General features: G+C 64.4%; 17 protein-coding genes. 10 read left to right on the forward strand and 7 right to left on the reverse strand.

Annotation, left to right across the window (positions count from 1 at the left end):
- Positions 1-3 precede the first annotated feature (3 nt).
- A complete protein-coding gene (locus J8847_RS01500; RefSeq protein ID WP_211522923.1) occupies positions 4-450 on the forward strand; it encodes a GNAT family N-acetyltransferase in 447 nt (148 codons plus the stop codon).
- On the opposite strand, the gene J8847_RS01505 is transcribed toward J8847_RS01500, so the two are convergent.
- Positions 451-729 carry a hypothetical protein gene (locus J8847_RS01505; protein WP_211522924.1) on the reverse strand — a complete coding sequence of 93 codons (279 nt, stop codon included), beginning with the start codon at positions 727-729 and terminating at the stop codon, positions 451-453.
- Between the two features lie 154 nt (positions 730-883).
- Between J8847_RS01505 and grxD the strand changes: the two genes are divergently transcribed.
- Positions 884-1,198 carry a Grx4 family monothiol glutaredoxin gene (gene grxD, locus J8847_RS01510; protein WP_020656899.1) on the forward strand — a complete coding sequence of 105 codons (315 nt, stop codon included), beginning with the start codon at positions 884-886 and terminating at the stop codon, positions 1,196-1,198.
- A complete protein-coding gene (locus J8847_RS01515; protein ID WP_211522925.1) occupies positions 1,191-1,784 on the forward strand; it encodes a UbiX family flavin prenyltransferase in 594 nt (197 codons plus the stop codon). The genes grxD and J8847_RS01515 overlap by 8 nt, the downstream gene beginning before the upstream one ends.
- Before the next feature lie 23 nt (positions 1,785-1,807).
- Here J8847_RS01515 and J8847_RS01520 read toward each other — a convergent pair whose 3' ends face one another.
- The 3 genes from J8847_RS01520 to J8847_RS01530 all read right to left on the reverse strand — a co-directional run bounded on the left by J8847_RS01520 (position 1,808) and on the right by J8847_RS01530 (position 3,851).
- Positions 1,808-1,981 carry a hypothetical protein gene (locus tag J8847_RS01520; protein ID WP_211522926.1) on the reverse strand — a complete coding sequence of 58 codons (174 nt, stop codon included), beginning with the start codon at positions 1,979-1,981 and terminating at the stop codon, positions 1,808-1,810.
- 132 nt (positions 1,982-2,113) lie between these two features.
- Positions 2,114-2,530, reverse strand: a complete 417-nt coding sequence (locus tag J8847_RS01525) for a hypothetical protein (RefSeq protein WP_211522927.1) — start codon at positions 2,528-2,530, stop codon at positions 2,114-2,116.
- A gap of 256 nt (positions 2,531-2,786) precedes the next feature.
- Positions 2,787-3,851, reverse strand: coding sequence for an MBL fold metallo-hydrolase (locus tag J8847_RS01530; RefSeq protein WP_211522928.1), 1,065 nt, complete (start codon positions 3,849-3,851; stop codon positions 2,787-2,789).
- A 127-nt stretch (positions 3,852-3,978) separates the two neighbouring features.
- Between J8847_RS01530 and J8847_RS01535 the strand changes: the two genes are divergently transcribed.
- The 7 genes from J8847_RS01535 to J8847_RS01565 all read left to right on the forward strand — a co-directional run bounded on the left by J8847_RS01535 (position 3,979) and on the right by J8847_RS01565 (position 12,007).
- The gene (locus J8847_RS01535) at positions 3,979-4,380 is read left to right on the forward strand and encodes a MerR family DNA-binding transcriptional regulator (protein ID WP_211522929.1); all 402 of its coding nucleotides are present in this window, start codon (positions 3,979-3,981) and stop codon (positions 4,378-4,380) included.
- A gap of 117 nt (positions 4,381-4,497) precedes the next feature.
- On the forward strand, positions 4,498-5,682 hold the full coding sequence (locus J8847_RS01540; RefSeq protein ID WP_211522930.1) for an isovaleryl-CoA dehydrogenase: 1,185 nt from the start codon (positions 4,498-4,500) through the stop codon (positions 5,680-5,682).
- Between the two features lie 235 nt (positions 5,683-5,917).
- Complete coding sequence (gene aceK / locus J8847_RS01545) at positions 5,918-7,738, forward strand: bifunctional isocitrate dehydrogenase kinase/phosphatase (protein ID WP_211522931.1); 1,821 nt, start codon at positions 5,918-5,920, stop codon at positions 7,736-7,738.
- Complete coding sequence (locus J8847_RS01550) at positions 7,731-8,930, forward strand: acetyl-CoA C-acyltransferase (protein ID WP_211522932.1); 1,200 nt, start codon at positions 7,731-7,733, stop codon at positions 8,928-8,930. Before aceK ends, J8847_RS01550 begins: the two co-directional genes overlap by 8 nt.
- A 72-nt stretch (positions 8,931-9,002) precedes the next feature.
- Complete coding sequence (locus J8847_RS01555) at positions 9,003-9,671, forward strand: SDR family oxidoreductase (protein WP_211522933.1); 669 nt, start codon at positions 9,003-9,005, stop codon at positions 9,669-9,671.
- Between the two features lie 36 nt (positions 9,672-9,707).
- Positions 9,708-10,835, forward strand: coding sequence for an acyl-CoA dehydrogenase family protein (locus J8847_RS01560; protein ID WP_211522934.1), 1,128 nt, complete (start codon positions 9,708-9,710; stop codon positions 10,833-10,835).
- Positions 10,836-10,939: 104 nt separating this feature from the next.
- Positions 10,940-12,007, forward strand: coding sequence for an MORN repeat-containing protein (locus J8847_RS01565; protein WP_211522935.1), 1,068 nt, complete (start codon positions 10,940-10,942; stop codon positions 12,005-12,007).
- 9 nt (positions 12,008-12,016) lie between these two features.
- Here J8847_RS01565 and J8847_RS01570 read toward each other — a convergent pair whose 3' ends face one another.
- The 3 genes from J8847_RS01570 to J8847_RS01580 form a co-directional block, all read right to left on the reverse strand.
- Positions 12,017-12,973, reverse strand: a complete 957-nt coding sequence (locus J8847_RS01570; RefSeq protein WP_229429542.1) for an LD-carboxypeptidase — start codon at positions 12,971-12,973, stop codon at positions 12,017-12,019.
- Positions 12,974-13,233: 260 nt separating this feature from the next.
- On the reverse strand, positions 13,234-16,050 hold the full coding sequence (locus tag J8847_RS01575) for a TonB-dependent receptor domain-containing protein (RefSeq protein ID WP_373999809.1): 2,817 nt from the start codon (positions 16,048-16,050) through the stop codon (positions 13,234-13,236).
- A gap of 188 nt (positions 16,051-16,238) precedes the next feature.
- Positions 16,239-18,017 (reverse strand): ABC transporter substrate-binding protein, encoded by a 1,779-nt coding sequence (locus J8847_RS01580; RefSeq protein WP_211522937.1) that lies wholly within the window; start codon positions 18,015-18,017, stop codon positions 16,239-16,241.
- Positions 18,018-18,041: the final 24 nt, after the last annotated feature.

An 18,041-nucleotide genomic window follows, 5' to 3' on the forward strand; every position in this document is an offset into this window, starting at 1 on the left:
GCCATGATCACGCTCGGCAGCGCCGATCCCGACAGCCCCGACGCCCTGGTGCTGCTCGCGGAACTGGGCGCTGCGCTGAGCGCGATCACCGGCGACAGCGGCGCCGCATCCTTCGATCCGCAGGACGTGCGCGGCCCGCGCGCGGTCTTCCTGATCGCACGCGACGACCAGGGCAATGCGGTGGGCTGCGGCGCCCTGCGGCCGCTGCAGGACGACGTGGCGGAACTCAAGCGCATGTATGCGCGGCCCGGCAGCGACGCGGGCAAGCATATCCTGGCGGCGCTGGAATGGCATGCCGTGATCTTCGGCTACACCGAGGTATGGCTGTCGACCCGGCGCGTCAATCGGCGCGCCATGGATTTCTATCGCCGCAACGGCTACGTGCCGGTGCCGGCCTACGGCAAGTACGTGGGCAGCCAGGTGTCGGCCTGTCTCGGCCGCTGGCTGTGATTACTTGAGGAAGACGCCGATCAGGTAGATCGACAGGCAGGCGAAGCCGAGCAGCAGCATCTGCTTCTGCGGCATGGCCGGACGGCCGGTCTTCTTCACATGCAGCGCGTCGCGCACCAGCAGGGTGGCATACGCCAGGGCAGCGATGCCGGCCACGATGCCGCCGACGCTCTGGTGCGTCACGCCGCCGACGATGTTGATGATGCCGGGGATGCCGAGCAGGACGGCGATGACGAGGTTCATGCCCGTCGAGGGCCCGCGGTTGGGGGGTTGTTGCATGGGTCGGCTCCGGTCGGCTTTCAAACCGGGCGATCATACAGCAAGCATGGGGCGGCGTCAGCCGGCGTCACCGGGTGACCTGGCGGGCTTATGCCCTCCAGGTCGAATTCTTATAAAATGTCGCCATCAACCCCTCCACCCAAAGGCAGAACAAATGAGCGACGTACAAACCTGGATCAAAGAAACCGTGACCAACACCCCGGTCGTGCTGTTCATGAAGGGCACCGCCCAGTTCCCGCAGTGCGGCTTTTCCGGCCGCGCCATCCAGATCCTGAAGGCATGCGGCGTGGACAACATCGCCACCGTCAACGTGCTGGAAGACGCGGAAGTCCGCCAGGGCATCAAGGACTACTCGAACTGGCCGACCATCCCGCAGCTCTACGTGCGCGGCGAATTCATCGGCGGCTCGGACATCATGAACGAGATGTACGAATCGGGCGAACTGCAAACCCTGCTGAAGAATGGCTGATCGCCCGCGCCGGATAACGGTCGCCATTACCGGCGCCACCGGCGCAACCTACGGCGTGCAGCTGCTGCGGCGGCTGCACGCCACGCCAGGCGTCGAGAGCCACCTGGTCGTCTCCGACGCCGCCACCCTCACCCTGCACCAGGAACTCGGCCTGCAGCGGCGCGACGCCGAGGCACTGGCCCATGTCGTCCACCGCAACCGCGACATCGGCGCCTCGATCGCCAGCGGTTCGTTCCAGACCGACGGCATGGTGGTCGCCCCCTGCTCCATGAAGACCCTGGCCGCGGTCGCGCATGGCCTGTCCGACAACCTCATTACCCGCGCCGCGGACGTGATGCTGAAGGAGCGCCGCCGCTTGATCCTGATGGTGCGCGAAACGCCCTTCAACCTGGCCCACCTGCGCAACATGACGGCCGTGACCGAAATGGGCGGCATTATTTTCCCGCCCTTGCCGAGTTTTTATCACAGGCCGGTGTCGATCGAGGAGATGGTCGAGCACAGTGTCGACCGGGTGATGGATTTGCTTGGGCTTGAGAACGCCCAGGCCGCCCGCTGGGGCGGCATGAAGGCTGCGCCGGACGCCTAGTCCGGATGGCTGGCCCGGGCGGCTCAGCGCTTTTCTTCGAACAGGTCCTTGTCGGCCTTTTTAAGCTCTTGTGCTTCCTCGAGCTTCCGCCGCCGGGCATTGCGTTCTCGCATGACCTCGGCATGGCGCGCCGCCGTCATCGGCGGGGCGGTCATCAGTTCCTTGAGCTGAGCGGTGTTGGCGTAGTTATTTCGCATGCGGCTGCTGCTCCTTGACGTGACCAGTGGCGGCGAATCGCTTCCACTGGAATAGATTATGAACCAGGTTCGCCCATTTGTGCGGACCCGGCTTCACGAAAAGTGCACTACGACAACGTCTATTGAGTAACGTTACTTGCCGTCGGTCTTTTGATGGTGCATGCGCACCAGCATGCGGATGAACTCGCGCGCCAGTTGGCGGTGGTGTTCATCCAGGCGCTGCAGGTCGGCGATCAGCTTGACGTCGGCCGATTCGAAACGCGCCGCGCCGCCGCCGGCTTCGGTGCTGGCGGCCTGCTCGCCGCCGCCGAAGCGCAACCAGTCGGCCGGCACACCCAGCCACTGGGCGATCATGCGCAGCTTTTCCTGGGTCGGAATCGCCTCGCCCACCAGCCACTTGCGCGCCGCGTGCACCGTGATCGGACGTCCTTCAAAGCGAATATTGAATTCGCGCGCCAGCCGGGTTGGGCTGTCGGGCGAATAATGTGCGTTTTTCAGGGCCTGCTGCAGTCGCTCGCTGAAGCTCTCCCGTTCATTCGTCGAATTCATCGTAAAACTACTTAATGTTGCGTAAGCGGATGGCCGGTTCTTACTGATGAGTAAGTCTCGGGGCAATCATACCCTTAAAAAGTAACAAAGATGTGATTTTTTAAGAGAATTTTCGGTATTGCAATGATGACTGGTAGCAACACGGAGAAGGATAAACCTTCCCGTAAATGTAGCCTAACTGAAATGTTCGAAGAATGCCGCACAATTTGCAGCCCGTTACAGAGGACGTATTGACTACAAGCGCGCGGGACAACGGTTACATTTTATTCTTGTTGCATTGGAAACGTATGACGCCATCTATGTTGTTGTTACGCAGCAAGACACCATCACGCCACAGCTTGTGTAAATGTGCCAGCGCCTCGCCCAAGGCAAAGCTGAGCTGGTGGGCGTCGAGCTGGCGCCGGAACATGATGGGTACGATGTCGACCGCCGATTTTGGTTCCTCGCAGGCCGCCACCACTTCGGCCAGGCGCGCTTCGTGGTGTGCACGCAACTGTGCGATGCGGGTATGCAGGCCGCGGAAGGGTTTGCCATGGGCCGGCAGCACCAGGGTGTCCTCGGGCAGGTCGGCGAACTTGCCGAGCGAATCGAGGTAGAGCTGCAGCGGATTGCCCTCCGGCTCGACCGCGAAAACCGAGACATTGGTCGAAATACGCGGCAGCACCATGTCGCCCGAGACCAACACCTTCAGCGCATCGCAATAGAGCGAGGCATGTTCCGGCGAATGGCCGAAGCCGGTGATCACACGCCAGCTGTGGCCGCCGATGCGCAGCTGCTGTCCATCCTGCAGGCGGGTGTAGGACGCCGGGACGGCCGGCACCAGGGAGGGATAGTAATTGCGGCGGCTGCGCATCTGCTCCAGCATCGCGGGGTCGGTCAGGCCGTGGCGTTCGAAATGGGGAATGGCCGAGGGGCCGTCCACGCCCGGCAGCGCGGCCGCCATCATGCGCGCGAAGGCGAATTCGCCGGTGGTGGTCCAGAACGGGGCGGTGAAGCGCTCGCACAGCCAGCCGGACAGGCCGACGTGGTCGGGATGGCAATGGGTGGCGAACACGCGCACCAGCGGCTCGCCCGCCAGGCCCTCCGCCAGCACCTGTTCCCAGGCGGCGCGGGTGGCGTCGGTAGCGGCGCCGCAGTCGATCAGGCTCCAGCCCTGTTGTCCCTCGTGCTCGTCCTCCAGCAGCCACAGGTTGATGTGGTCGAGCGCGAAAGGCAGGGGCATGCGCGCCCAGCGCAGTCCGGGAACGATCTCGTGCAGGGCGCCGGGCGTGGGAATGGTGTCGCCGAAGGGATAGGCGAGCTGGGACTCGAGCGGGTTCATGGAAATCTTTCGTATTCGTGGGAAGGCGGGCGCGCTACAATGCGATTGACGTTGACGTAAACGGAAAACGGCTTTGAGATTTTAAGCGATTCCGTGTTTGCCTACCTTTTGACCGCCACCGCACACCATGGCTACTTATACCATCGCCGAACTGGCACGCGAATTCGACATCACCGCCCGCGCGATCCGTTTCTATGAAGACCAGGGCCTGCTGAGCCCCATGCGCGAAGGCGTGGGCGGACGCAACCGTGTTTACACCCCGCGCGACCGCACCCGGCTCAAGCTGACCCTACGCGGCAAGCGCCTGGGCCTGACTTTGTCCGAGATCAAGAGCATCGTCGATATGTACGAGTCGCCCAAGGACACCCACGCCCAGATCAACCGCTTCCTCGGCGTGCTGGCCCAGCAGCGCCTGACGCTCGAGCAGCAGCGGGCCGATATCGAGATGGCGCTGGAGGAAATCACCGCCCACGAAGAGGAATGCCGCCGCCTGCTGCGCGAAAATGAGGCAGACAAGAGCGCTGCCTGAGGCTGGCCCGGACCCTTGCGGGTCCTTTTTTTGTCGCTTAGTTGACGTTTACGTTAACGTCACAGGCGAGTATGATTCACGCTATTCTGCTCAACCACCGTTCACCGTGAGGACGACATGCTGCATCTCCCAGGCTTGACCTTTGACCATGGCGAAGACATCGCCGCGCTGCGCGAAGCAGTCCAACAGTTCGCTGCTGCCGAAATCGCACCGCGCGCCGCCGAGATCGACCATACCGACCAGTTCCCGATGGACCTGTGGAAGAAGATGGGCGAACTGGGCCTGCTGGGCATCACCGTGGGCGAGGAATACGGCGGCGCCAACATGGGCTACCTGGCGCACATCGTCGCCATGGAAGAGATCTCGCGCGCCTCGGCCTCGGTCGGCCTGTCCTACGGCGCCCATTCGAACCTGTGCGTCAACCAGATCAAGCGCAACGGCAACGAAGAGCAGAAGCGCAAGTACCTGCCCAAGCTGATCTCGGGCGAGCACGTGGGCGCGCTCGCCATGTCCGAGCCGAACGCCGGTTCCGACGTGGTCAGCATGAAGCTCAAGGCCGAGCTCAAGGGCGACCGCTACGTCCTGAACGGCACCAAGATGTGGATCACCAACGGCCCGGACGCCGACACCCTGGTGGTGTACGCCAAGACCGACCTGGAAGCGGGCCCGCGCGGCATGACCGCCTTCCTGATCGAAAAGGGCTTCAAGGGCTTCTCGATCGCCCAAAAGCTGGACAAGCTGGGCATGCGCGGCTCGCACACCGGCGAACTGGTGTTCCAGGACTGCGAAGTGCCGGTCGAGAACGTGCTGGGCGGCGTGGGCAAGGGCGTGAACGTGCTGATGTCGGGCCTGGACTTCGAGCGCACCGTGCTGTCGGGCGGTCCGCTGGGCATCATGTCGGCCTGCATGGACGTGGTGGTGCCTTACATCCACGAGCGCAAGCAGTTCGGCCAGGCGATCGGCGAGTTCCAGCTGATGCAGGGCAAGATCGCGGACATGTATTCGACCATGATGGCTTGCCGCGCCTATGTGTACGCCGTGGGCCAGGCTTGCGACCGCGCCGATAACGCGGCGGCGGTGCGCGCCCTGCGCAAGGACGCCGCCGGCGCGATCCTGTACAGCGCCGAGAAGGCGACCTGGATGGCGGGCGAAGCGATCCAGACCCTGGGCGGCAACGGCTACATCAATGAGTATCCGGTCGGCCGCCTGTGGCGCGACGCCAAGCTGTACGAGATCGGCGCGGGCACCAGCGAAATCCGCCGCATGCTGATCGGCCGCGAGCTGTTCGGCGAGACGATGTAAATAAAGCTGGCACGGCAAGATAGATATTCTTTTGCCAGCTTAAAAACCGTCATCCCGGCGAAGGCCGGGATCCAAGTTTGCTCGCCAACCGATATCGTCAAACGTTAACGGTTTGCGCAAAACTTGGGTTCCGGCCTTCGCCGGAACGACGGTTTTGAGGCTAACAATGTCAGCCACTGCTGCACTGCACAAGTTGCCGTAGAATGGTCTTTTCCGGCCCCGCGCGAGACGAACGATGACACAAGTTGCGTTCCCCAAACTGCTGTCTTCCCAGATCGCATTCGACATCGCGCGCGCCATCCTGGACGGCTTCGACAAGCACTACCGCCTGTTCCGCCAGGCCAGCCAGCAGGCCAGGCGCCTGTTCGAGAAGGCCGACTGGAAAGCCGCCCAGCAAGCCGCGCGCGAGCGCATCGGCTTCTACGACCAGCGCGTCCAGGAATGCGTGCACGCCCTCGAGGACGACTACGCCCCCGAAGACCTGACCGACCGCGTCTGGCGCGAGATCAAGCTGCACTACATCGGCCTGCTCGCCGGCCACAAGCAGCCGGAACTGGCCGAGACCTTCTTCAACTCGGTCAGCTGCCATATCCTGCACCGCACCTACTATCACAACGATTACATCTTCGTGCGGCCGGTGGTCTCGACCGAGTACATCGACACCGACGAACCGCAGCCCACCTACCGTGTCTACTACCCCGCCGCGGACGGCCCGCGCGTCGCGCTCAGGCGCATCGTCACCAACTTCCAGCTCGACGCCCCCTTCGCCGACCTGGACCGCGACGTCCAGCTGGTCGAGGAGCGCATGAACGCCGCCTTCGGCCTCGGCAAGCGCGAATCGAACCAGCAGTTCCAGGTGCTCTCCAGCCTGTTCTTCCGCAACAAGGGCGCCTACATCGTCGGCCGCGCCATCAACGGCGCGCGCGAGTACCCTTTCGTGATCCCGGTGCTGCACAACCGCAAGGGGCAGCTGGTGCTCGACACCGTGCTGACCGACCAGGAACAGATCATCATCCTGTTCTCGTTCACGCGCGCCTACTTTTCGGTGGACATGGAAGTGCCTTCGGCCTACGTGAGCTTCCTGCGCAGCTGCATGCCGCGCAAGGCCAGGAGCGAGATCTACACCGTGCTGGGCCTGCAAAAGCAGGGCAAGGCCCTGTTCTACCGCGACTTCCTGCAGCACCTGAAGCACAGCTCGGACTATTTCCGCATCGCCCCCGGCATCCGCGGCCTGGTGATGCTGGTGTTCGAGCTGCCGTCCTTCCCGTATGTGTTCAAGGTGATCAAGGACTTCTATCCGCCGCCCAAGGAAACCACGCGCGCCCAGGTCAAGGAAAAATACCTGCTGGTGAAGTACCACGACCGCGTGGGCCGCATGGCCGACACTCTCGAATACTCGAACGTGGCCTTCCCGCTGGCGCGCTTTTCCGAAGAGCTGGTCGGCGAGCTGCAGAAATACGCACCCTCGCTGGTCGAGATCGAGGGCGAATGCATCGTCATCCGCCACCTCTACATCGAGCGCCGCATGGTGCCGCTGAATATCTTCCTGTCCGAGGCCCAGGAGCAGGGCAAGCCGGAGCTGGTCGAGCACGGCATCGTCGAATACGGCAATGCCATCAAGGACCTGGTCGCCGCGAATATCTTCCCTGGCGATATGCTGTACAAGAACTTCGGCGTCACCCGCCATGGCCGCGTCGTGTTCTACGACTACGACGAGATCGAATACCTCACCGACTGCAACTTCCGCGACATTCCGGCCGCGCGCAACGAAGAGGACGAGATGGCTTCGGAACCCTGGTACCCGATCGGCAAGCACGACGTGTTTCCGGAACAATTTGGCCGCTTCCTGCTTGGAAATCCGGCCATTCGCCGCCATTTCATGCAACATCACGCGGATCTTTTGACCCGCGACTATTGGCAATCCCACAAGGACCGCATCCTGGAAGGCTTCGTCGACGACGTCTTCCCTTACCCGCAGCAGATTCGTTTCTGTCACCAAGCAACCCCCACCGTGGCATCGACGCCACTCTATTTGGAGAACCTACACAATGAATGATCCAGTCGTTATCGTCGGCGCCGCCCGTACCCCGATGGGCGCCTTCCAGGGCGATTTTTCCTCGAAAACGGCGAGCGACCTCGGCGCGGTGGCGATCAAGGCCGCGGTGGAGCGTGCCGGCGTGGCGCCGGAAGCCGTGGAACACGTCTATTTCGGTAACTGCCTGATGGCCGGCCAGGGCCAGGCCCCGGCGCGCCAGGCCCTGATCAAGGGCGGCCTGCCGCTGTCGACCGGCGCCGTGACCCTGTCCAAGATGTGCGGCTCGGCCATGCAGGCCGCGATCTTCGCCCACGACCAGCTGGTCGCCGGCAGCGCCGACATCGTCGTCGCGGGCGGCATGGAATCGATGACCAACGCGCCCTACCTGATCCCGAAGGCGCGCGGCGGCTACCGCATCGGCCACGCGCCGATGTTCGACCACATGATGCTCGACGGCCTGGAAGACGCCTACTCGCGCAACGAGAAGACCGGCGAAGGCCGTTCGATGGGCACCTTCGCGGAAGAGTGCGTGGCCACCTACCAGTTCTCGCGCGAAGAGCAGGACAACTTCGCGATCGAATCGGTCAAGCGCGCGCAAGCCGCCAACAACGAAGGCTGGTTCGCCTGGGAAGTGGCGCCGGTCTCCGTCGCCACCCGCACCGGCGAACTGGTAGTCGAGAAGGATGAAGGCCCGATGAAGGCCAAGGTCGACAAGATCCCGTCGCTCAAGCCGGCATTCAAGAAGGACGGCACCGTGACCGCCGCTTCGTCCTCGTCGATCAACGATGGCGCCGCGGCCCTGGTGATGATGCGCGAATCGAAGGCCAAGGAACTGGGCCTGACCCCGATCGCCCGCGTGATCGGCCACGCCACCCACGCCCAGGAACCGAACCTGTTCACCACCGCCCCGATCGGCGCGATGCAGAAGCTGTTCAAGAAGACCGGCTGGACTCCGCGCGACGTCGACCTGTTCGAGATCAACGAAGCCTTCGCCGCGGTGCCGATGGCCGCCATGCGCGACCTCGACATCCCGCACAGCAAGGTCAACATCCACGGCGGCGCCTGCGCGCTGGGTCACCCGATCGGCGCCTCGGGCGCGCGCATCATCGTCACCCTGCTGGGCGCGCTGAAGCGCACCGGCGGCAAGCGCGGCGTGGCCTCGCTGTGCATCGGCGGCGGCGAAGCCACCGCGATGGCGGTCGAGCTGGTTTAAGCGTAGTGCGTAGCGCTGGCGGCTTGCCGCCGGCGCATTCAAGCAACAGCAGTGTTATCCAGGGAGTCTGCCATGCCTACCGCATTGATCCTCGGCGCTTCGCGCGGCATCGGCCGCGAGATGGTGCGCCAGTACAAGCAGGACGGCTGGCGCGTGATCGCCACCGCCCGCAAGCAGGAAGACTGCGACGCGCTCGTGCGGCTGGGCGCGGAAGCCCACCCGCTCGACGTCACCAACGCCGACTCCATCGCCGCCCTGGGCTGGCGGCTGGACGACGAAAAGATCGACACCGCCTGGCTGGTGGCCGGCGTCTACGGCCCGGTCCATTCGGGCTTCCCGACCCAGCAGGAATTCGACAGCGTCATGCACACCAACGTGCTGGCGGCGATGCGCCTGATCCCGATCGTGGCGCCGCTGCTGGCCGCAACGCAAGGCAAGCTGGCCGTGCTGTCCTCGAAGATGGGCTCGATCGGGGCACGCCACAGCACCGAAGGCACGCTCTACCGCGCCAGCAAGGCCGCGCTCAATTCCGTGCTGGCCGATGCGGCCATCACCTGGAGACCGCAGGGCGTGACCTGCCTGTCCTTCCACCCGGGCTGGGTGCAGACCGACATGGGCGGCGAAGGCGCCCCGCTCACCCCCGAGGAAAGCGTGCGCGACCTGCGCGCCACGCTGGCCAGGGTGGATGCCTCGTCCAACGGCGCCTTCCTCGACCACGACGGCACGCCGATCCCGTGGTAACCGCAGTACAACGCATATAACAACGAACGAGACACCATGATTCTGAACGAAGAACACCAGATGATCCGCGACGCCCTGCGCAGCTATGCGCAGGAGCGCCTGGCCCCCAACGCCGCCCGCTGGGACCGCGAGCATTACTTCCCCAAGGACGAACTGAAGGAGCTGGCCCAGCTGGGCGCCTTCGGCGTGGCGGTGCCGGAGCAGTACGGCGGCGCGGGCCTGGACTACGTGGCGCTGGCCCTGGTGCTGGAAGAAATCGCGGCCGGCGACGGCGGCACCTCGACCATCATCTCGGTGAACAACTGCCCGGTCTGCAGCATCGCCATGATGTATGCGAACGAAGAGCAAAAAGCACGCTTCCTGCGCCCGCTGGCGCAAGGCGAGATGCTGGGCGCCTTCGCCCTGACCGAGCCGCATACCGGCAGCGACGCGGCCGCGCTGCGCACCACCGCGGTCCGCGAGGGCAACGAGTACGTCATCAACGGCACCAAGCAATTCATCACCAGCGGCAAGCACGGCGATGTGGCCATCGTCATGGCAGTAACAAGTAAGGCCGCCGGCAAAAAGGGCATCAGCGCCTTCTGGGTGCCGACCAATACCCCGGGCTACACCGTGGCCGGCATCGAGCACAAGATGGGCCAGCATTCGTCGGACACGGCGCAGATCGTGTTCGAAAACTGCCGTGTCCCGGCCGAGAACCTGATCGGCGAGGAAGGCATGGGCTACAAGATCGCCCTGTCCGGCCTGGAGGGCGGCCGCATCGGCATCGCCTCGCAGTCGGTCGGCATGGCGCGCGCGGCCTACGAGGCGGCCCTGGCCTACGCCAAGGAGCGCGAGAGCTTCGGCAAGCCGATCTTCGAACACCAGTCGGTGCAGTTCCGCCTGGCCGAGATGGCGATGAAGATCGAGGCCGCGCGCCAGCTCATCCTGCACGCCGCCTCGATGAAGGACGCCGGCCTGCCCTGCCTGAAGGAAGCCGCGATGGCCAAGCTGTTCGCCTCCGAGATGGCCGAGCGCGTGGTGTCGGACGCGATGCAGGTGTTCGGCGGCTACGGCTACGTGGCCGACTTCCCGATCGAGCGCATCTACCGCGACGTGCGCGTGTGCCAGATCTACGAAGGCACCAGCGACATCCAGAAAATCCTGATCGCACGAGCGTTGTGACCAGCCATCAGTGATCGGCTTTTGACGCGGATCATGCCCAATGCATTGAAGTGAACATAACGGCCACCTATACTGGCCTTTGTTCCTATAATGCATTTTTTGCCATGAAACCTTCCTCCGCGCTCTTCCTGTCCAGCCTCGCCTTTGCAGCCACCGCCCAGGCGGACGAAGCTCCCGCTTATCTCGGCGCCGCGGATTGCCGCATCGCGCAAGTAACGCCCGCGCCCGCCGAGGGCAAGATCGCCTGGAGCGGCGCCTGCAAGGACGGTTACGCAGAAGGTAAAGGCACGCTGGAATGGAAGTCCGGCGAGGACCGCAGCCCGTGGAAGATCGAGGGCGCCCTGGCGCGCGGCGAGATTAGCGGCGAAGCCACCCGGACCAGCAAGGGCGGCACCTACATCGGCACTTTCCGCAACGGCGTGCCGCACGGCGCCGGCTATTTCAGGACCAGCGGCGGCTACCAGTACGAAGGCGGCGTGGTTAACGGACGCCGCGAAGGAAAGGGCACGATGGTCGACCCGGACGGTTCGCGCTACGACGGCGACTGGAAGGACGGCGAACGCTCCGGCAAGGGCAAGGCCACTTTCGCTCTTGGCGGCAGCTACGATGGCAGCTGGTACAACGATCAGTTCAACGGCAGGGGCAAGATCGTCTACGCGGGCAACGGCCACGTCTACGAAGGCGATTTCCTGGACGGCCGTCCGGTGAACGCCAAGCCCCTCATCAAAGAGGAAGCGGCCCGCTTCAGCATGAAACGCGCCAATGCGGCCACCGGCTCGAAACTGAGCGACGAAATGGCGTATACCTACCTTCCCCCGGCGGCGAAATGGGAAGACCTGACGCCGGGCCAGCAAGACCTGGTCAGGGCCTCCTATCCGGCGCTGGAACCGGGAGACGAGCCTCCTTATCCGCTCAAAGGCTCGCGCGTCTTCCTCGAAGAAGTATCCAAGGTCTCCGGCCTGTTCCCCAACTTCAAGGGCAACGTGGCGCTCTACATCACCGTCGACGCCAAGGGCGCGCCGACCAAGGCCCAGACGGTCGGGGTGACGATCGCCGACCTGAATCGCGCGCTGTCGGTGGTCGCGCTCTCCAAGCGCTTCAAGCCGGCCCTGTGCCGCGGGCAGGCTTGCGAGATGATCTATCCGATCAACCTGAATCTGAACGCGGAGTGATCCTCCGGTTCAGGACACAGCGGCTTCGAGCAGGGTCAGGGTCTGCCGCCCGGTGTCGAGGCTAGCCCTGACGCCCATCGGCAGGGTGAACTGGTTGCGGATATGGCCGATCGAGTAGCCGCTCACGGCCGGGACGACCAGGGGCTTGAGGTGCAGGTCGAGCGTCTGGTCGAGCGTCAGCGAAATCTCCTCATGGTCGGGGCCGCAGTTGTCGCAGATGCCGATCATCAGGGCGGCCGCCTTGTCGAAGCCGAGCGCCAGGTCGAGCTGGGTCATCCAGCGGTCGATGCGGTAGGGCGCTTCGTTGACCTCTTCCAGGAACAAGATGCAGTCGCGGTAATCGCACGCATAGGGCGTGCCCGCCAGGGCCGCCACCAGCGACAGGTTGCCGCCCATGAGCGGCCCGGTAGCCACGCCGGCGGTCACGGTGCGGATGCCGTAGTGCGGCTCGCTCAGCGCGCGCCTGGCGTTCTCCTCCGCCATCGGGATCGTGTAGGTGGGCTGCGGATCGGTGAGCACGGCCATCATGTGCTCGCGCGAGTAATCCGACATCGTCGACGAAGCCACGGGTCCGTGGAAAGTCACCAGGCCGGTGCGCTTGGTGATGGCCAGGTGCAGGGCCGTGATGTCGGAGTAGCCGAGCAGGACTTTCGGGTTCTTGCGGATCAGTTCGTAGTCGAGGCCGGCCAGCAGCGAGATGCAGCCGGAGCCGCCGCGGATCGGCCAGATGGCTTTCACCTCAGGATCGGCGAACATGGCGTGCAGGTCGGCCAGGCGCTGTTGCACGGAGCCGGCGTAGTTGCCGAATACCGAGCGCAGGTAGGCGCCGGTCTTGACCCTGAAGCCGAGCGATTCGATGTTGCGCACGGCTTTTTCGATGGAGCGGTCGTTGGTGTAGCCGCCCGGGGCGATCAGGCCGACGACATCGCCCTGGCGCAGGCGTGGGGGTTTGATGAGCTGTTTCATGGGGCGATGGGGCGAGCGGCGGCGAGCGGCGTAAGCAGCGCCAGGTAGCGTAGCGGACAAGGTGGCTGCGACAAGGGCGCCGAAGCCGCGGCGGTCGATCTTCATGGACGCTTACCAACGTCGTCCCGGCGCAGGCCGGGATGACGTTCGAAGGTTGTGGGACATAGCGACTGTAGCCACTACTCCTCTTTCACAATAAAAAACGGCCCGCGCCGAAGGCGCAGGGCGCCTTGCGGACGACGGGCCGCCAACGGGGCCAATCAGAAGAACTTGTAGGTCGCCATCAGGGTGAACGAGCGGCCACGCGGGTCGGCCACGCGTGGTTCCCACGAGCTGCCGGCGCCGGTGTTGGCGTCGTAGGTGATCGCGAACGGCGGATCCTCGTCCAGCAGGTTCTTCACGCCGGCGGTCAAGGTCAGGTTCTTGAAGCCGGTGTAGTTCACACTCAGGTTGTAGATCGAGTAGGCGTCCACTTTCGGGTTGTACTCCGACGGCGTCACACGGCCGTTGGCCACGCCCGGCAGCACCTGGTCGTTATACCCCGAGCGGTAGATGTTCTGCAGCATGCCGCTCCAGTTGCCGTACTTGTAGGTCGCGTAGGCGCTGTGCTTCCACTTCAGGCCCAGGTCGCCGGTGAACAGGAAGCGGCCCACTTCGCTCTGGCCGAAGGGCGCGCCGGCGGCGACGCGCGATTTCTTCTCCAGCAGGCGCGAGCCGTCGATGCCCAGGCCCCACTGCGAACCGGTGCTGAACTTGCCGTTCAGGCGCGCGCCCACTTCGACGCCGCGCGTAATGCGCTCACTCGTATTCACCCAGCGCTGGTCGATCTGCAGCAAGGTGCCGTCCGGCGCGCGCAGGAAGAAGTCCTTGAAGTAGTCGTAGTTCGCCACCATGGTCTGGACGTTGAACGAGTCGATCGTGTTCTTCCTGCGGATTTCCCACAGGTCGGCGCTGGCCGAGAAGAAGTTCGCCGGCTCGAAGACGACGCCGATGCTGCCTTGCTTCGCGGTCTCGGGTTCGAGACCCAGACGGCCGCCGTTCACGGTTTCCGGATTCACCACAGCGCAGCCCGGCTTGGTGCTGTCGGCCTTGCCGCCCGGGCAGCTGGCCGGATCGGCGATATCCCTGCTGGAGTACGGCGACACGGTGCGGCCATTGAACAGCTGGCTGAACGACGGCGCGCGGAAGCTCTCGTTGTACGAGCCGCGGAACATCAGCGAAGCCAGCGGCTGGTAACGGAAGGAGACCTTCGGATTGGTGGTGGCGCCGAAGTCCGAGTAATCGTCGCGGCGCAGGGCGATGGTCAGTTCCAGCGCCTTGGTTACCGGTACCAGAACCTCGGTGTACACGGCCTTGATATCGCGCTTGACGCCGCCGATCGCATTGACGTCGTCGAACGGGGCATTGAGGATCGCACGGCGGCTGGCGAGATCGCGCTCGTCGCCGTTGAACTTGTATTCCTCGCGGCGCAGGTCGGCGCCGACCGCAGCCATGACCGAGCCGGCCGGCAGCTTGAAGATCTCGCCCGAGACCGCCGCATCGAACTGGGTCAGGGTCGAGGTGCCGCCGTACAGCACCACGCCGGCGGCGGAAGTGGCCTTGATCAGGTCAATGGCTTCCTGCGACTGGGTCTGGCCCGGCATCAGGAAGGGATTGACCTTGCCCGAACCCAGCGCGGCAGCCAGCTGCGCCGTGTAGTTGTAGCCGCTGCCCAGGGTCGATTTCGATTCGCTGGAGGCGCGCGACAGGCCGACACGGTAGTCGAAGGTACGGCCGAACAGGGTCAGCGGACCGTCGGCGCCGACCAGCACGCGGCCAGCCTTGGTTTCGGTCTCGATCTCGCGGTTGCCGCACTCCATGCAGCGCCAGCGGTAGGCGATCGGCTTGCCGTAGTTGGCTGCGACGTTCGGGAAGACCTTGACCAGGGCATTGTAGACGTCGTTATAGGCCGCGCCGGTGCTCGGATAGAACGAGCTTGCGCCGAAGGTCGCGGCGTTCGGCGAGATCTGGTTCGGCGAGAAGCGCTTGGACACGTCGACGCGCGAACCGAGCGCCTCGGCGAACAGCTGATGCTGGCCCACGTTGAAGGTGGCGCGCGCCAGGGCATTGGTGTTCTTGACCGGCTGCTGCAGCACGGCCGCGCGCCCGGTGTCCCAGGCGCAGCCATAGGCGGCACTCGGCGTATCCCACAGCTTCTCGTCGTAAGGCCCCATGCCTTCGATGCTGTTGCAGCCAGGGCCGCCCGGCAGGTCCAGCAGGCTGATGCCGTTGAAGGTGGTGGCGCCGCTCAGCAGGTTCGGTCCCACCGTGGTGGAGAAGATGTTGGCGTGCGGTGCGCCGCGAGTGTCGACCGACACGCCGCGGTTCGGCTGGAAGGTGTTGACGAAGTCGCGCTGGTCGCCGCGCAGGGCCTTGTTCTCGCTGTGCGCGAAGGTCGCCAGGACGTTCCAGCCATCGTTGTCGAGGTCGCCCCAGCCGCCGGTGAGCGTGGCGCGGCCGATTTCGCCGCCGCTCGCTTCGGCGACGTCGATGAAGGACTGGGCTTCCAGGCCCTTGTAGTTCTTGCGCAGGATAAAGTTGATCACGCCGCCGATCGCATCGGTGCCATAGGTCGAGGAAGCGCCATCCTTCAGCACTTCGACACGCTCCACCGCCGCCATCGGGATCGAGTTCAGGTCGACCGCCGAGCCGCTCATGCCGTGGGTCGCCACGCGGCGGCCGTTGAGCAGGACCAGGGTCGAGTCGGCGCCCTGGCCGCGCAGGTTGGCGGAGGACGCGCCGTTCCTGCCGCGCTGGGAGCCCGAGGTCACGTCGGCGTTCGATGCCAGGTTGTCCGAACCGTTGGCGTTCACGTTCAGGGTCGCAATCAGCTGCTCGGCGGTCACGATACCCTGGTCTTCCAGCTGCTTGCGCGAGATGATCTCCACCGGCAGCGCACCTTCCTTGGCGATGCGCTTGATGCTACTGCCGGTGATCTCCACCCGTTGCATCCCCTGCACCTGCGGCTGCTCCTGCGCTACCGCCGGGCTCATCACCCCGATCAGGGCGATCAAATGTGCCAGCTTCTTTACCTTCACGCGTTTCTCCTAATATTTCCCTTGGTCTGCGAACCCGGAACCGGGTCTGCTCCATGCGCAATGTCTTAGCATTCCGCCATTTTTATTGATTCAGGGTACGCCCAACAATTTGGGCCTATCCAATGAATAATCCGGAGGCCAGTATAACTAAGGGGAATGTTTTCTTTAGGAAAAACTCACTCTTTCCCTTATTTCGCTCTGGAGCTACGTGCTCTTTCCGCAACATCGACATCCAGATAACGCCAGGTCGTGAATTCCACCGGATGGCGTTTGTAGTTTTTCAACCACGGATGACGCAAATCGCCCGACAGGACATGGGTCAGCGGCACCCAGGGGTTGTAGGCGTGGATCAGCTGGTTCATCTCAAAATACAGCTTCTGGCGCGCCGGGCCGTCGCGTAACAGGCGCGCCTGCTCGTAGCGCTGGTTATAGGCCGGCAGGTTGAAGCGCGCATAGTTGGCGCGTCCCGCGTTGGGGCCGTAGAGCAGCTGGTAGAAGTTGTCGCCGTCGGGGAAATCGGCGATCCAGTTACTTTCGAACATCTGCACCGTGCCCAGGCGCGACGCCTTGATGATCTCGGTCTTCTTGTCCGACTTGAACACCACGCGCAGGCCGATGCTGTTCAGGCACTTGCGCCACAACTCGTCGCGCAGGCGTCCGCCGACGGTGGCCTCGCTGTGCATGGTCAGGGTCAGCGGCTTGCCGTCCGGGGCGCGGCGAAAGCCGTCCGGGTCGCGCCGCGTGTAGCCGTGGCGGTCCAGCAGCGCGTTCGCCAGGAGCGGATCGTAGGGCACCGGGCTGCGGTAGTTCGGGTCGTAGCCCAGCACGTTGGGCGGCAGCGGCGATTCGGCCTTGATCGCGAAGCCTTTCTTGAGCAGCGCGATGTCCTCGGCATTGTTGTAGGCCATCGAGATCGCGCGCCGCAGCGCCACCTTGTCCTTGCCGTAGCCGCCGACCACCGGGTCGTTCATGTTCATCCACATGTAATAGGTCTGGAGCACCGGGAAGCGCGACAGCACGATGCCGCGCGCCGCCAGCTCCGGCTTGAGCTGGCCGTCGCGCACCACCATGTCGGTCATCGACTCGGGAATCTGCTCCAGGTAGTCGTATTCGGCGTTCAGGAAGCCCAGCATGCGGCCCTGGAATTCCTCGGCGATCTTCACCTCGACCCGGTCGACCCGCGGCAGGCGCTTGCCTTCCAGCGCGCCGGCGATCGCCCGGTCTTCCGGGTTGTCTCCCGGCGTGGCGTGGAACACGGCCGTCGAATCCGGATTGGCCAGCAGGACGATGCGGTCGCTGCGCTTCCAGTCGCCGATCATGAAGGGGCCGGTGCCGACCGGATGGTTGCCGGCCTGGCCCGGATAGGCCTCGATCACTTCGCGCGCCACCACGCCGGTGGCGGCGGTGGCGAGGTAGAACAGGAAGTTGTTGTCCGGCGCGTTCAGGCGGATGCGCAGGGTATGGCGATCAAGCGCCTGCAGGCCGGCGACGGGAACATCGTGGCCGAAGCGCTTGCGCAGGACCTCGTCGCCGGCGATCTTCCCTTCGAACATATAGGCCCAGGGCGACTTGAGCGTGGGGTCGTACAGGCGCTTGATGCTGTAAACGTAGTCCTGGGCCGTCACCTCGCGCCGCGCGCCCTTGAAGGCCGGATCGGGCGTGAACAGGATGCCGGGGCGGATGCGGAAGGTATAGGTCAGCCCGTCCGCGCTCACCTCAGGCAGGGCTGTGGCCGTGTTCGGGCGCAGTCTGGCCGGGCGCGCCAGGTAGTCGTAGCGCAGCAAGGGGTCGAACAGGTTTTCCAGCAGCGACAGGGTGGCGTTGTCGGAGGCGACCGCCGGGTCCAGCCCGGTCTCGCTGGTGGACAGGAACATGCGCAAGACCTTCTCTTCCCCGGGCGCTGCCTGAGAGGCGGCGCCGCACAGCAGTGGTAGCAACATGGCAAGGGTAGTCAGGCGGAGTTTCATGGCGGCGGGTCCTCGAAAGCGTTG

Source organism: Massilia sp. AB1 (assembly GCF_018119385.1).
Lineage (GTDB): Bacteria > Pseudomonadota > Gammaproteobacteria > Burkholderiales > Burkholderiaceae_D > Telluria.

Coding starts and splice junctions, on each gene's coding strand:
- J8847_RS01500 (WP_211522923.1), top strand. CDS start 4: ATGATCACGCTCGGCAGCGCCGATCCCGACAGCCCCGACGCCCTGGTG.
- J8847_RS01505 (WP_211522924.1), bottom strand. CDS start 729: ATGCAACAACCCCCCAACCGCGGGCCCTCGACGGGCATGAACCTCGTC.
- grxD (WP_020656899.1), top strand. CDS start 884: ATGAGCGACGTACAAACCTGGATCAAAGAAACCGTGACCAACACCCCG.
- J8847_RS01515 (WP_211522925.1), top strand. CDS start 1,191: ATGGCTGATCGCCCGCGCCGGATAACGGTCGCCATTACCGGCGCCACC.
- J8847_RS01520 (WP_211522926.1), bottom strand. CDS start 1,981: ATGCGAAATAACTACGCCAACACCGCTCAGCTCAAGGAACTGATGACC.
- J8847_RS01525 (WP_211522927.1), bottom strand. CDS start 2,530: ATGAATTCGACGAATGAACGGGAGAGCTTCAGCGAGCGACTGCAGCAG.
- J8847_RS01530 (WP_211522928.1), bottom strand. CDS start 3,851: ATGAACCCGCTCGAGTCCCAGCTCGCCTATCCCTTCGGCGACACCATT.
- J8847_RS01535 (WP_211522929.1), top strand. CDS start 3,979: ATGGCTACTTATACCATCGCCGAACTGGCACGCGAATTCGACATCACC.
- J8847_RS01540 (WP_211522930.1), top strand. CDS start 4,498: ATGCTGCATCTCCCAGGCTTGACCTTTGACCATGGCGAAGACATCGCC.
- aceK (WP_211522931.1), top strand. CDS start 5,918: ATGACACAAGTTGCGTTCCCCAAACTGCTGTCTTCCCAGATCGCATTC.
- J8847_RS01550 (WP_211522932.1), top strand. CDS start 7,731: ATGAATGATCCAGTCGTTATCGTCGGCGCCGCCCGTACCCCGATGGGC.
- J8847_RS01555 (WP_211522933.1), top strand. CDS start 9,003: ATGCCTACCGCATTGATCCTCGGCGCTTCGCGCGGCATCGGCCGCGAG.
- J8847_RS01560 (WP_211522934.1), top strand. CDS start 9,708: ATGATTCTGAACGAAGAACACCAGATGATCCGCGACGCCCTGCGCAGC.
- J8847_RS01565 (WP_211522935.1), top strand. CDS start 10,940: ATGAAACCTTCCTCCGCGCTCTTCCTGTCCAGCCTCGCCTTTGCAGCC.
- J8847_RS01570 (WP_229429542.1), bottom strand. CDS start 12,973: ATGAAACAGCTCATCAAACCCCCACGCCTGCGCCAGGGCGATGTCGTC.
- J8847_RS01580 (WP_211522937.1), bottom strand. CDS start 18,017: ATGAAACTCCGCCTGACTACCCTTGCCATGTTGCTACCACTGCTGTGC.